Origin of the sequence: Archangium sp. (assembly GCF_036388035.1) — a bacterium.
GTDB lineage: Bacteria > Myxococcota > Myxococcia > Myxococcales > Myxococcaceae > Archangium.
Window position 1 is genome coordinate 1 of the sequence record NZ_DASVSO010000916.1, and the last position, 13,350, is coordinate 13,350.

A 13,350-nucleotide genomic window follows, 5' to 3' on the forward strand; every position below is an offset into this window, starting at 1 on the left:
CCCGGTCCAGCAGCTCCTGCAGGTCCAGCGAGCCCCCCAGCACCTCGCCGGCGCGCGCGAGCAGCGCCCGGTCCCGCTCCACCCGGGCGCGCTCGTGGCGCAGGCGTGCCTCCTCCAGCTCGCGCGACACCGCGGCCGGCAACCGGGTGAGGAGCGTCTTGGGGAAGTAGTCCCGAGCGCCGGCCTTCATCACCTCCACGCCCTCCCACTCGCCCACGCTGCCGGAGACGACGATGAGGGGGATGTCCTTGCGGCTCGCGTGCAGCACCCCGATCGCCGACGGGGCATCGAAGCCGGGCAGGCAGTAGTCGGAGAGGATGATGTCCCAGCCCTCGTGCTCCAGCGCCTGGCGCATCTCCTCGGCTGTCTGCACCCGCCGGGAGCGCACGTCGAAGTCACCCCGGCGCAGCTCGCGCTCGATCAGCATCTGGTCGTCCGGGTTGTCCTCCACCAGCAGGACGCGCAGGGGCGTCGTCATCCATGGACCCCCGGAGGCGGCGCGCGGTTGAGCACCAGCCAGTACAGGCCGAGCTGCCGCGCCGCCTCGACGAACTCGTTGTAGCTCACCGGCTTGCGCACGTAGCTGTTACAGCCCTGGCTGTAGCTCTCCACCATGTCCTTCTCCTCGTCCGAGGAGGTGAGGATGACCACGGGGAGGAAGCGGGTGAGCATGTTGGAGCGGATCTGCCGCAGCACCTCGTGCCCATCCAGCCGCGGCAGCTTGAGATCCAACAGCACCAGGGAGGGCAGCGGCACGCCCACGCGGTGCGCATGCGCGCCGCGCGCGAAGAGGTAGTCGAGCGCCTCCACCCCGTCCTCCGCCACGTCCATGGGCTGGGTGAGGCCCGCGCGCAGGAAGGCCCGCCGGGTGAGATCCACGTCGTCCGGGTTGTCCTCCACGAGGAGGATGGTGCGTTGGCTGCTCATTCGAGGGCCTCCTGCAAGGTGAACCGGAAGGTGGCGCCGCCACCCGGGGTGGCCTCGGCTCGGATTTCCCCGCCGTGCCGGTGGACGATGCGCTGCACCGTGGCCAGGCCGATGCCCGTGCCGGGAAAGTCCGTGGCCTTGTGCAGTCGCTGGAAGGGGCTGAAGAGCTTGCCCGCATACGCCATGTCGAACCCCACACCGTTATCGCGCACAGCGTAGTGAGTCACCCCGTCGACCGTCTGCGCGAAGAACTCGATGAGGGCCCCGGAGCGCTTGCTGGTGAACTTCCAGGCGTTGCCCAGGAGGTTCTCCAGCAACACCCGGAGCAGCCGTGGGTCACCTCGCGCGACGACACCCGGTTGGATGGAGAACGTCACGTCCCGCCCGGCCTCGTGCTGGCGCAGCTCGTTGGCCACGGAGCTGGCGAGCGCGCCGAGGTCCACCGGCTCGCGGTGCAGCTCGGCGCGGGTGACGCGGGAGAGCTGCAGCAGGTCATCGATGAGCTGGCCCATGCGCGTGGCGGCCGCCTGGAGGCGCGCCAGGAGCTGGAGGCTGTCGGGGGAGAACCGCTCGCTCTCGTCCTCGCGCAGCGCCTGGGCGAAGCCGTCGATGGCGCGCAGGGGCGCGCGCAGGTCATGGGAGACGGAGTAGCTGAAGGACTCCAGCTCGCGGTTGGCGGCGGTGAGCTCGGCGGTGCGCAGGGCCACGCGCGCCTCCAGCCGGGCCTCGCTGGCGCGCAGGGCCTCGGCCTGGGCCCGCAGCTGGGCGAGGCTGGACTCGTAGTCCCGGGCCAGGGCGAGCAGCTGGCGCCGGCCGAGCCAGGAGAGCAGCCCGCCCGCGGAGAGCGCCCACAGCAGCCCCACCACGAGCACGGCACGGGCACCCCGCTCGGCCATGGTGCCCTGGAGGGTGGCACGCTGGCGCTCCTGCTCGGCGATGGTGTCCAGGGTGGCGCGCAGTGCGTCCATGCGACCCTTGCCGGCACCGGAGCGCACCAGGCGGAGCCAGTCCGCCCCCTGGTCATGCAGGACGAGCTCCTCCTCGGCCACCTGCTCCCAGTCCCGCCAGCGCTCGCGCACCTCGGTGACCCGGATGCGCAGGTCGGGCTCGCCGCTCAGGCCCTCGTCCAGCTCGTCGAGCGCCTGGGGAAGCCGCTGCCCGGCCGCATGGTAGGGCTCCAGGAAGACAGGGTCTCCGGTGAGGAGGTAGCCGCGCACGCCCGTCTCGCGGTCCACGAGGAGCTGGCGCACCCGCTCCACCTGGGTGAGGGCCAGCTGGGAGCGGCGCGCGTCCTCGTGGGACTCGAGCAGGTCGCCCACCTCCCACAACAGGAGGCCCGTGAGCAGGAGCAGCAGCACCACGGGTACCAGGATGGCCCTCAGCAGCAATCGCCGGAAGCTTCTCGAATCGGTCAGGGGCATCGCGCGAGCAAGGGGAGCGGACTTCCCCGTGAAGCTTGGGAGCACGACGGGTTCATTCAACCCGTGAGCTCATCCCATGGCTCCAGAGGGGATGGCGGCTCGCCTGGAATGGGACGGGACGGGCTCACCTCGCCGCGAGCAGTTCCCCCTGCGCGGCGGCCACCGCGGCCCCCGGCTCCACCCGGTGGCCCGCGGCCGCGAGCGCCCGCTCCACCGCGCCCACCGTGGCCAGCACATCCCCCGGGCCCACCACGTTCATGTGGCCCACGCGGAAGTAGCGCGTCTTGAGCTCGGGGTGCAGGCCCCCGGCGAGCACCGCGCCCTGCTCGCGCACCCGCCCGAGCACCCCGGCGTCCACGCCCTCCGGGTAGTAGAGGGCGCTGAGCGTGTGGGCCGCCACCGACTCGGACACCGGCAGCATCCGCAGCCCCAGCGCGCGCCACCCGGCGCGGAAGGCCCGGGCCATGCGCTGGTGTCGGGCGAAACGCGCCTCCATGCCCTCGCGCACGATCTGCCCCAGGCTCACCTCCAGCGCGCACACCAGGTTGACGGCTGGCGTGGCGAAGTACGAGGGACGGCCCGCCTCGTAGGCCTCCATGATGGGGAGCCACTCGGCGAAGTCCGCGTACAGCGAGCGCACGGGTGTCCGGCGGGCGCGCCACGCGGCGAGGGCTCGCGGGCCCACCGAGAGCAGCGCCAGCCCCGGCGGCACCCCGAGCGCCTTCTGGCTCGCGGTGAGGTACACGTCCGCGCCCCAGGCCTCCTGGTGGAACGTCTCTCCCGCGGTGGCGCACACTCCGTCCACCACGGACAGCACCCCGTGCCGGCCCGCGGCCCGCACCAGCGCCTCCACCGGCGCCAGCACCCCGGTGCTCGTGTCCACGTGGGTGGCCGTCATCACCTTGAAGCGCCCGCTCCCCAGCACCGACTCCACCGACGCCACGTCCGGCGCCTCGCCCGGCGCGCACCGCACCTGCACCACCTCGGCCCCGTAGCGCTCCAGCAGCGTGGCCATGCGGTCGCTGAAGTAGCCGGTGTTCACCACCAGCGCGCGCTCGCCGGGCTCCACCAGGTTGGCCACCGCCATCTCCATGGCCAGCGTGCCACTGCCCGCCACCACGAAGGGCTGGGCCGAGGGCGCCAGGCACACCTCGCGCAGCCGCTTCAGCGCCCGGCTGAACACGGCGATGAACTCGGGGGCCACGTGGCTGGTCGTCTTCGCGCCCAGCGCCCGCAGCACCTCCGGGTCGAACTCCACCGGGCCGGGAATCATCAGCAGGTCTCGCTCGCTCACGGGCACACCTCTCTGGCGGTTGAAGGCCCGAGGGCGTAGCGCAGCGGGGCGCGGGACTCCACTCCGGATTCAGGGGGTGTCCGAAAACCCTCGGAGACGCGCGCCCGCTCACCCCACCGTGGGCAGGGGGAGGAAGGTGATGCCATCCAGGCCCAGACGCTGGCAGGCCTCGACGAAGCGCTCGGTGCAGACGAGCACGGTGGAGAAGTCCTCCAGCCGGAACAGGTCCAGGTCGGTGGGAAGCGTGGACATATCCAACAACAACTCCTTGGGCAGCGAGAGCCCGAGGCGACCGCACCGAGGGCAAGGAGGCTTCCGGTCGGGAGGAAGGCAGTCCGGGTGCGCGCGCCCCACGGGAAGGATTTCCAGTTCGAGCAACTCGGGCGAGTTGCGCTGGCGGAAGCGCACCTCCATGCGACACCCCTTGAGTCCACGCAGGCCCTCGGCCTGGAGTTTCTCCAGGGCCTCGCGCCGCACCAGCAACAAATACGAGTAATTGGAGACGAACTGCCCGAAGCGACCTTGGGCGTTGCCCACGAGCGGTCCAAAGCAAGAGCCCGGTTCCACCACAGCACCTGGAGGCAACAGGGGCCGCACCAGTTCCCGCATCCTTTCATACTCCTCGATGGGCTCGGCCCGGGCTTCCTCGAAATCGGCCCCAGCGGCCAGCGGGGTGAGGTCCACCGAGGGATACGCCTTGGAAGTGTCAGCCCATATGGCCTTGCAGGCCGGGCAGGTATCCATCCCCGGAAGCAGCCACTTGTGCCTGGCGTTGACGAAGCCCGTGTAGCCCAACGACTTGTCTTCCTCGATGCTGAAGTAGCGCATACGCGTGCTCTTCGTCCCCTCAGTCACAATAATAGGGCACCAGTGGACCGTTTACTCCGAACCGCGACATGAGCTCGCCCGCGAACGCCCACATCTCCTCAGCCGAGGCTCCTTGGTTCTCCTTTTGAAACCGCCGCCAGGCCTCGTTCCACTGGCCCCCGTTGGGCCCTCCACTGTGCAGCCATTGGTGGAAGCTCTTGGGGACCCGGATGGTGAAGGCGTGAATGTCGATTTTCTGGGCCTTGAACCAAAGGGACAAGCTCATCTCTTGTGGAAAGATGTGGTGTTTCTCGTAAGGCTCCTTCGGGGGAAGGTTGCACTGCCAGTGGCGCAGCGCCTTGTCCACACGCGGCTCACGCGTCTTCCAGTTGTGCCAGGGAATCTCGAAGACGGGGTCCGCCACGGTGGGGGCGGCCACGGGATGTCCCCACCAGCGCTGGGGGCTGTCCTCCAGCGGGGAGCGCAGTTCCGTCGCCACGTGGGGGTCCGCTGGAGGGCGGAGTATCGGCGCGGGACGAAATGTGGGCGCGAGGCGAACCGCTGGGACGCCCTTCGCCAGCACCACGGGGTAGGCGTCCACCACGGTGGGCTCTGCCACCTCCACTACGTCCCGGCACCGCCAGATGGCGCAGCGCTCCTCTTCGCAGAGAGGCACCACGCAGCTTGAGTCGGCGCGCGCCTCCGCCCACGAGGACACGGCTTCGGGCGCCTCGTAGCCCTCATGCACGGCGGGCGCCGAGGAGGCACACGCCGTCAGCAGCACGCCGACGAGCGCGAAACCGTTCCTCAAAGACAAAAGGCTCATGCGTCTCATGTTACCGACGACCCCCACTCGTGAAACACTCGCGCCCGATGAGCGCCCCTACCTCCCTCCGCGTCTCTCTCGTCCTCCTCCTGGCCTGTGGCTGTGCCTCCTCCACCTCCGCGAAGCGCGCCTCCCCACCCGAGTCCCAGACACGGACGTGGCAAAGCCCACTGCACCGCGACCACCCGCTGGTGGGAAGAATCTGGGACGTGAGGCAGGGCCGCTGGGTGGAGGAGCCGGCACTGCTCGCGGAACTCTCCCAGGTGCCCTTCGTCCTGCTCGGCGAGCGGCACGACAACGCCGACCACCATCTGCTGCAGGCCGAGTTGGTGCGAGGCCTCACCGCCTCTGGCCGCAAGCCCGCGCTCGCCTTCGAGATGCTCGACGTGGAGCAGCAGCCCGCCGTCGACGCGGCGCTCGCCCGCGCGCCCCAGGACCCAGATGCCCTCGCCCAGGCGGTGGCGTGGGACAAGAGTGGCTGGCCCGACTGGTCCCTCTACCGCCCCATCTTCGCCGTCGGCACCGAGCGCGGCCTGCGCATCATCGGCGCCAACCTCCCGCGCACCCAGGTGAAGGAGCTCGTCATGCGCGGCCCCGAGACCCTCCCGCCGGAGACGCGCGCCCGGCTCGGGCTCGACACGCCTCCGCCGGAGGACGTCGCCCGCGCCATGCGCGCCGAGATGCACGCGTCCCACTGCGGCCACCTCCCCGAGTCCATGCTCGACCCGATGGTGCTCGCCCAGCGGGCGCGCGATGCGCAGATGGCCGATCGCCTGATGACCACCGCCTCGGCAGACGGGGCCCTCCTCATCACCGGTGCCGGCCACGCTCGCACCGACCGGGGCGTCCCGGCCTGGCTCGCCCAACGGGCCCCCGAGCGTCCGGTGCGCGCCGTGGCCTTGCTCGAGGTCTCCCCCGAGGCCCGTGAGCCCGGGGACTACGCGCCCTCGGAGAGCCCCGGGAAGCTGCCCTACGACTTCGTCTGGTTCACCCCCGCCGCCGAGCGGGAGGACCCGTGCGCCGCGTTCCAGAAGCCCCAGGCCCCCGCGCCCGCCACGCCGGAAAAATCACCCGGAAAATAGTCCGTCAGGTTCCGCCGGAGTGCCGCGTCCCTGTGAGGGTAAGCGGAAGCCACGGCGCAGTCGCCCGAGCCCCCGCGCAAGCTTTGAAGCGCCCGGCCGGAAAGGCCATACAAGCTCTCATGTTGGTTCGAATCCAACTCCCAGCTCCATGTGCTGGGATAGCCTAATGGTAAGGCACCTGACTCTTAATCAGGCATTTCGACGGCTTCCCCACTCGGGCGTTTCATTCCTCTCTGACAGCATTCGCGTCCGGCCGAAGAGGCCATACAAGCCCAAGGCTCTCGATGCCGCCGGTTCGAATCCGGCTCTCCCGACTCGCTTCACCGGGAGATAGCTCAGGGGTAGAGCACGAGATTAAAAAACGGCTTCCTCACTCGGACGCACCCATTCTTCACCCCGCGGATTTCTCCAGGCGGGCCTGGGCGGGTAGCCTCGCGCGCCATGCGCTGGCAACTCCTCCTCTTCCTGGCCCTCACCTCCCTCCGCTGTGCCCATGCTCCCGAGGCCCCCCCGGCCCCCACGGCGCCTTCGCCCGTGGCCGCCGCACCGCGGTGGCCCGAGCCCCAGCCTCCCGCGCTGCGCCTGCCCGACTCGGTGCGGCCGGTGCGCTACGCGCTGGACCTGACGCTCCTGCCCGCCGAGCCCACCTACTCCGGCACCGTCACCATCGACGTGGACGTCCGCGAGCCCGTGCGCCAGGTGTGGCTGCACGCGCAGGACCTCCAGGTGACGCAGGCGAGCGTCCTCCTCGACGGCCGCACGCTGGAGGCCCGTGCCGTCACCCAGAGCGAGGGCCGCCTGGGCCTGCTGCTCCCCGAGACGCTCGGCACCGGCCCCGCGCGGCTCTCCGTCTCCTTCACCGGCCGCGCTGACCGTGAGCGCAGCCAGGGCCTCTACGCCGTGGAGGAGGGCGGAGCGTCCTACCTCTATACCTTCTTCGAGCCCATCGACGCGCGGCGCGCCTTCCCGTGCTTCGACGAGCCCGGCTTCAAGGTGCCCTGGCGGCTGCGCTTCACGGTGAAGCAGGAGCACGTGGCGCTCGCCAACCACCCCGTCGTCTCCGAGGAGCCCCTGCCGGGCGGGCTCAAGCGCGTCACCTTCGCCGAGAGCCGGCCGATGCCGAGCTACCTCGTCGCCTTCGTGGTGGGCCCCTTCGAGCTCGTGGACGGTGGCCCCGTCGGTCGCGCCCGCGTCCCCCTGCGCTTCATCGTCCCCCACGGCCGGGGGGCCGAGACGGCCTATGCCGCCAGCGTCACCCCGCGCCTCGTCACCCTGCTCGAGGACTTCTTCGACCAGACCTACCCCTACGAGAAGCTCGATGTGGCCGTGGTGCCTCGCTACTGGGGCACCATGGAGCACCCGGGCATCGTCGCGCTCGGCCAGCCCCTCACCCTCATCCGCCCGGGCGAGGAGACGCTCCAGCGCCGCCAGTCCTACGTGAACATCGCCATTCACGAGCTGGCCCACTACTGGTTCGGCAACGTCGTCACCTGCCGCTGGTGGGACGACATCTGGCTCAACGAGTCGCTCACCACCTGGCTCGACCACAAGATGACCGACCAGTTCGAGCCCTCCTGGGTCTACGCGCTGGATGCGAGCGCCAACTCCGCCTCGTTCGCGCTCTCCACGGACTCGCTCACCACCTCGCCGTCCGTGCGCAAGCCCATCACCACCAACGACGACATCATCGGCTCCTTCGACAACGGCACCACCTACTCCAAGGGCGCCTCGCTGCTGCGGATGCTCGAGGGCTGGCTGGGCGAGGAGCGCGTGCGCGACATGCTGCGCACCCACGTGCGCAAGCACGCCTGGGGCGTGGCCACCTCGGATGACTTCCTCGCCACACTCGAGGCGTCCGCCGGGCCCGAAGCCGCCCGCGTCTTCCGCGGCTTCATCGACCAGCCGGGCGTGCCCCGCGTCTCCGCCGAGCTCCAGTGCGAGGCGGGCGCGCCCCCGCGGCTGAAGCTCTCCCAGCAGCGCTTCCTGCCCGCTGGCTCCACCGGCTCCACCGCGCAGACCTGGGACGTCCCCGTGTGCGTGCGCGCCGGCCAGGGCAAGGTGTCCGCCCGGGCCTGCACGCTCCTCACCGGCGCCACCGGCGAGTTGGAGCTCCCCACCCAGGGCTGCCCCTCGTGGCTCCTGCTCAACGCGGGTGGCAGCGGCTACTACCGCGGGGGCTACTCCCGCGAGCAGCTCTCCGGGCTGCTCTCCACGCCCCCGGGGACGCTGACGACCGCCGAGCGGCTCGCCTTCCTGGGGGATGTCTCGGCCGCGGTGGAGCGGGGAGATGTGCCCCTGGGCGAGGCCCTGAAGCTGGTGCCCGCCACCGCCTCGGACTCCCACCGCCTCATCCTCCAGGCAGGCGCACAGCTCCTCTTCTCCGTCCGCGCGGAGCGGCTCCCCGAGGCCGAGCGCCCGCGCTACCGGGCGTGGCTCCGCGAGCTGTATGGCCCTCGGGCGCGCGCCCTGGGCTGGACGCCCAGGCCGGGCGAGGGTGACGACGTGAAGAAGCTGCGCTCGATGCTGCTCGGGCTCGCGGCCATCGGCGGACAGGACCCGGTGCTGAGCCAGGAAGCGGGCCGGCTCGCGCGGGCGTGGCTCGCGGACCGCGAGTCCGTGAGCCCCGAGGTGGCCTGGTCGGCCCTGCGCGTGGCGGCTCGTGACGGAGACCGCACCCTCTTCGACACGGTGCTCGCCCAGGCCCGCGCGAGCCAGGACCGCAACGAGCGCACCCGGCTGCTCGCCTCGCTCGGTGCCTTCCGCGACCCGACGCTCAAGAAGGAGGCACTCGCGCTGGTACTCGGGGACGCGTTCGACGTGCGCGACACGCAGGCCCTCTTCGGCACGGCCTTCTTCTCCGAGTCCCGAGACCTGGCCTGGGACTTCTACCAACGGAACTTCGACACGCTCGCGGGCAAGCTGCGCTCGGATGAGCTGGGTGGGCTCATCGGAATGGTGGGCAACCTGTGCGACGAGCAGCAGCGCGCCGAGGCCGAGGCCCTGCTGACGCCCCGCGTGGCGAACATCGAAGGGGGGCCGCGCGCGCTCGCCCGGGCGCTCGAGTCCATCCGGCTGTGCGTCGAGTCGGAGCGCCGTCACCAGCCCAGCGTGGTGGAGTTCCTCCGCACGCGCGGCAAGGCCAGCCACAAGGCCACGGCGCGCTGAGCCCCGGGGCACCTCACGCCCGCGAGGTGCCCCCGCCCACCGCCAGCACGCCCTGGTCGAGCACCCGGAGCGCCTCGCGCAGATCCGACGAGGCCGCCTCGGCCGGAGCGCTCCGGGCCCGCGCCACGCGCTCCCGCGCCGACTCCAGCGCGCGCCTTCCCGCCCCGCTCGCGGGAGAGAGCCTCACCGCCTCCGCCAGCTCCAGCGAGGCGCGCAGCAGCGAGGTGAGCTCGCGCAGCACGGGGTCGTCCCGAAGCTCGGGCGCGGCCTCCAGCGAATCGAAGCCCTCCCGCGAGGCCGCGAGCGCTCCGAGCGCCCCCTGCACCGCGGCGAGGTGTGCGGTGAAGCGCAGCGCGTGCCAGCGCGACACCTGGGCCAGGAGGGAGACGGACTCGGACAGGCGGGAGCGCGCGCTCTCCAGGGCCCCGAGCGCCACCAGGGCCCGGCCGAGCTCCCCCCGCGCCACGCCCTCCAGGATGCGCATGCCGAGCTGCCGGCCCATGTGCACCGTGGCCTCCAGGTGCTCGCGCGCCTCCACCGCCCGGCCCGCGTCGAGCAGGAAGCACCCCAGGTTCACCCGCGCCAGTGCATGCCCCGCCCGGTCTCCCACGCGCAAGGCCTTCTCCAGCGCGTCCTCCAGCAGCGTCACCGCCTCCGCCGTGCTCCCCGCCTCGCCGAGCGCCATCGCGTAGTTGGTGAGGAAGCCCACCTCGAAGGCCACGTCCCCCACGTCGCGGAACAGCTCCAGCGCGGTGCGCAGGTGCGGCAGCGCGGCCCGCGCCCCGTGCCGCCCCAGCTCCAGGATGCCGAGGTTGCCCACCGCGTACGCCTCCAGCCACCGGTCTCCCGCCGAGGGCAGCTCCTGGGCCTCCCGCACCAGCATCCAGGCCCTGCCCATGTCCCCCTCGTCCCGGGCCACGATGCCCAGGTCCACCGCGACGCGCTTCTCCCGCTCCACCGCCCCGAGCGCGTGGAAGGCCTCCCGCGCCGCCTCCAGGTCCCTCCGCGCCGCCGCGAGCTGGCCCGCCCCATGGCGCGTCCGGCCCCGCACCGCGAGCGCCTCGGCCCGCGGCAGTGGGTCCACCTCCACGTGGGCCGTCAGCTCCAGCGCCCGGTCCAGCCGCGACAGCGTGATGCCCACGGGGCCCCGGGCCGTCACGTCCGGCTCCAGGGCCACCAGCGCCCCCAACGCCCGCTCCAGGGAGCTCGCCGTCACGGGTGACACCGCCAGCGCGTTGTCACACGCCCCCAGCAGGTTCTCCCGCTCCAGCGCGAGCCGGCGAAAGGCCAGCTCCCCGCCCTCGCCCCGCATCCGCGCGCTCAACCGGTGGGCCAGCGCGAGGTAGCAGCCCGCGTGGCGCGCCGCCAGCATCGCCCCCTCTCCCCGCTCCGCCAGCCGCGAGGAGGCGTACTGCCGGATGCTCTCGTACATACCCAGGCGCAGCTCCCCGGGCAGCCCGTCCGGCGCGGAGGCCCTCAGCAGCGACTTCGAGCGCAGCGAGTGGATGATCTCCAGCACGTCCGGCCCGCCCGGAGGGAACATGAGCACCGACTCGGCCGCCTCCAGCGTGAAGCCGCCCCGGAACACCGAGCACTGCGCCAGCGCCGCCCGCTCGGAGGGCTCCAGCAGGTTCCACGACCAGTCGATGGCGCCCCACAGCGTGCTCTGCCGCGCCGAGCCGTCGCGCCGCCCTCCGCGCAGCAGCTCGAAGCGCCGGGACAGCCGCTCTTGAATCTGCGCCAGCCCCAGCAGGTTCGTCCGGGCCGCCGCCAGCTCGATGGCCAGCGGAATGCCATCCAGCTTGCGCACGATGTCCGCCACCCGGAGGGCCTCCACGGCCGTCAGCTCGAAGCCGGCCCGCACCGCCCGGGCCCGCTGGAGGAACAGGTGCACCGCGTCGCAGTGGACGAGCTGCTCCAGGCGCGCCTCGCCCTCCTCGGGCACCGCCAGCGGCTCCAGCTCGAGGACGTGCTCCTCGGGCAGCAGCAGCGCCTCGCGCGAGGTGATGAGGAAGCGCGCCCGGGGTGCCAGCCCACGCCAGCGGCCGAGCGTCGCCGGCATGTGGTGGACGACGTGCTCCACGTTGTCGAGGATGAGCAGCACGTCGCCCCGCCCGGCCAGGGCCCGGCCCAGCCGCTCCGCCGGATCCCTGTCCTCGCCCTCGCGGGTCAGCGCGACGCCCAGCGACTGGCCGACGGCGTGACAGATGTCGTCCACCGTCGACGCGTCCGTCAGCTCGCACATCCACACCCCGCCCGCCCACGCATCGATTTGCAGGTTGCCGAAGCAGGTGGCCAGCCGGCTCTTCCCCATGCCCCCGGGGCCCAGCAGGGTGACGAGCCGCGCGCCCTTCTCCCAGGAGCGCGCCAGCAGCGCCAGCTCCTCCTTGCGGCCGATGAACTCCCCCGTCTCGCCAGGCACCCGGCCCCGCCGCACCCGCGGCACCCGCGGCAGCTCGAAGCGCCGCTCCGCCAGCGTGGCCGGCAGCACCTCCACCAGCGCCACGGCCTCCTCGATGCCCTTGAGGTAGAACTCCCCGAGGGGACGCGCCACGGGCCGGCCCAGCGCCTCCTGCTCGCCTTCCACCCGGGCCCAGGCCGGGCCGCTCACCAGGACCTGCCCACCGTGGCCGGCCGCCGCCACCCGCGCCGCCACGTTCACCATCCGCCCGAAGTAGTCCGCCTGGCCCGTCCGCGCGTCGAGGCGGCACTCGGGCTCTCCCAGGTTCACCCCCATGCGCACCCGCAGGCCCCGGTGGATCAGCCCGTGCGGGCCCGTCACCTCCGCCGCGTCCTCCTCGGCGAGGATCTCCTCCGGCCAGGGCGCGAGCAGCAGCGCCTGCTGCGCCTCGAGGCACCAGCGCACGGCCTCCACCGCCGAGGCGAAGGCCACCATGAAGGAGTCCCCCTGCGTCTTCACCTCGTAGCCGTCCCCCTCCGCCAGCAGGGAGCGCAGCACCCGGTCATGGACGTCCAGCGCCGCGCGCATGCTGGAGCCACACCGCTCCCACAGGTGGGTGGAGCCCTGCACGTCCGTGAAGACGAGCGCCACCGTCCCGGTGGGCGCCACGGCGGAGGGGGAAACACGCCGCGAGGGCCCCTCGGAGTCAGTGACTCCGGTGGTGGTGGCCTCTGAGAACATGTGCAGGACGCGCCCCATCACCCACTCCCTCGCCTGCGATCATGATGAACCGCGTCACCTGATCCAGCGCTCCCCGAGTGCGCCATCCGTGCACCATTACACTCACGGCTGACGCAGCGGCCGTGAGCCAACACCTACCCGCGACCACGTACCGCCCCACGGGCATACACGACAGACAGCGCCGCGGGCTGTCCGTGGCTTCAACCGGCGCGGGCTCGCAACAGATAGAAGACGTAGCCGTAGGACGCGCCGTGCCGCGCATAGAGGGAGATCTCCCGCTCCGTCTCGGCGATGGCGGTGGCGAGCTCCGCGTCCTCCTGGGCCCGCGCGCGCAGCGACTCGATGCGCGCCTGGAGCGGCCGGTAGTACGCGTCCCACCACGCCGACGCCGGCAGCACGAAGGTGTCCAGCACCTCGAAGCCGGCCTCGCGCGCCGCGGCGCTGTTGGACGTGACGGTCCCCATGGACGGGTAGGCCTCGCGCCAGAACGCGGTGGCCTCCTCGGGACGCGAGTCCGTCAGCCACGTCACCTCGGTGACGGCCAGCAGCCCACCGGGGCGCAGCAGCGGACGCCACCGCCGCAGGCCCTCGGCCCAACCCAGGATGTAGATGGCACCCTCGGACCAGAGGAGGTCCACGCTCCCGGGCGCGTCCTCGAGCGCACCGAAGTCGGCGCGCCGTATATG

At 72.0% G+C, this 13,350-nt stretch carries 9 protein-coding genes, 1 tRNA gene and 1 pseudogene; 3 read left to right on the forward strand and 8 right to left on the reverse strand.

The window, feature by feature from the left end:
- From VF697_RS37850 to VF697_RS37875, 6 genes are all read right to left on the reverse strand, one after another.
- Nucleotides 1–478 (reverse strand): response regulator (locus VF697_RS37850; protein ID WP_331102844.1); only part of this gene is annotated, 478 nt, incomplete at its 3' end.
- Nucleotides 475–927: a response regulator gene (locus VF697_RS37855; protein WP_331102845.1), complete on the reverse strand. Its 453-nt coding sequence runs from the start codon at nucleotides 925–927 to the stop codon at nucleotides 475–477. The genes VF697_RS37855 and VF697_RS37850, both read right to left, overlap by 4 nt.
- The gene (locus VF697_RS37860) at nucleotides 924–2,315 is read right to left on the reverse strand and encodes a sensor histidine kinase (RefSeq protein ID WP_331102846.1); all 1,392 of its coding nucleotides are present in this window, start codon (nucleotides 2,313–2,315) and stop codon (nucleotides 924–926) included. The genes VF697_RS37855 and VF697_RS37860 overlap by 4 nt, the downstream gene beginning before the upstream one ends.
- 157 nt (nucleotides 2,316–2,472) lie before the next feature.
- A complete protein-coding gene (locus VF697_RS37865; RefSeq protein WP_331102853.1) occupies nucleotides 2,473–3,621 on the reverse strand; it encodes an alanine--glyoxylate aminotransferase family protein in 1,149 nt (382 codons plus the stop codon).
- Nucleotides 3,622–3,750: 129 nt separating this feature from the next.
- Nucleotides 3,751–4,470 carry a double-CXXCG motif protein gene (locus VF697_RS37870; protein WP_331102847.1) on the reverse strand — a complete coding sequence of 240 codons (720 nt, stop codon included), beginning with the start codon at nucleotides 4,468–4,470 and terminating at the stop codon, nucleotides 3,751–3,753.
- A gap of 19 nt (nucleotides 4,471–4,489) precedes the next feature.
- Nucleotides 4,490–5,260, reverse strand: coding sequence for a TIGR02269 family lipoprotein (locus tag VF697_RS37875; protein WP_331102848.1), 771 nt, complete (start codon nucleotides 5,258–5,260; stop codon nucleotides 4,490–4,492).
- Between the two features lie 224 nt (nucleotides 5,261–5,484).
- Here VF697_RS37875 and VF697_RS37880 point away from each other — a divergent pair, with 224 nt between their 5' ends.
- From VF697_RS37880 to VF697_RS37890, 3 genes are all read left to right on the forward strand, one after another.
- Complete coding sequence (locus VF697_RS37880) at nucleotides 5,485–6,357, forward strand: ChaN family lipoprotein (RefSeq protein ID WP_331102849.1); 873 nt, start codon at nucleotides 5,485–5,487, stop codon at nucleotides 6,355–6,357.
- 154 nt (nucleotides 6,358–6,511) lie between these two features.
- Nucleotides 6,512–6,671 (forward strand) — tRNA-Lys (locus VF697_RS37885).
- Nucleotides 6,672–6,798: 127 nt separating this feature from the next.
- Entirely contained in the window at nucleotides 6,799–9,522 is a 2,724-nt protein-coding gene (locus VF697_RS37890; RefSeq protein ID WP_331102850.1) for a M1 family metallopeptidase, read from the forward strand.
- Nucleotides 9,523–9,535: 13 nt separating this feature from the next.
- Here VF697_RS37890 and VF697_RS37895 read toward each other — a convergent pair whose 3' ends face one another.
- Complete coding sequence (locus VF697_RS37895; RefSeq protein WP_331102851.1) at nucleotides 9,536–12,682, reverse strand: ATP-binding protein; 3,147 nt, start codon at nucleotides 12,680–12,682, stop codon at nucleotides 9,536–9,538.
- A 182-nt stretch (nucleotides 12,683–12,864) separates the two neighbouring features.
- Nucleotides 12,865–13,350, reverse strand: a pseudogene (locus tag VF697_RS37900) (class I SAM-dependent methyltransferase); the annotation flags it as partial.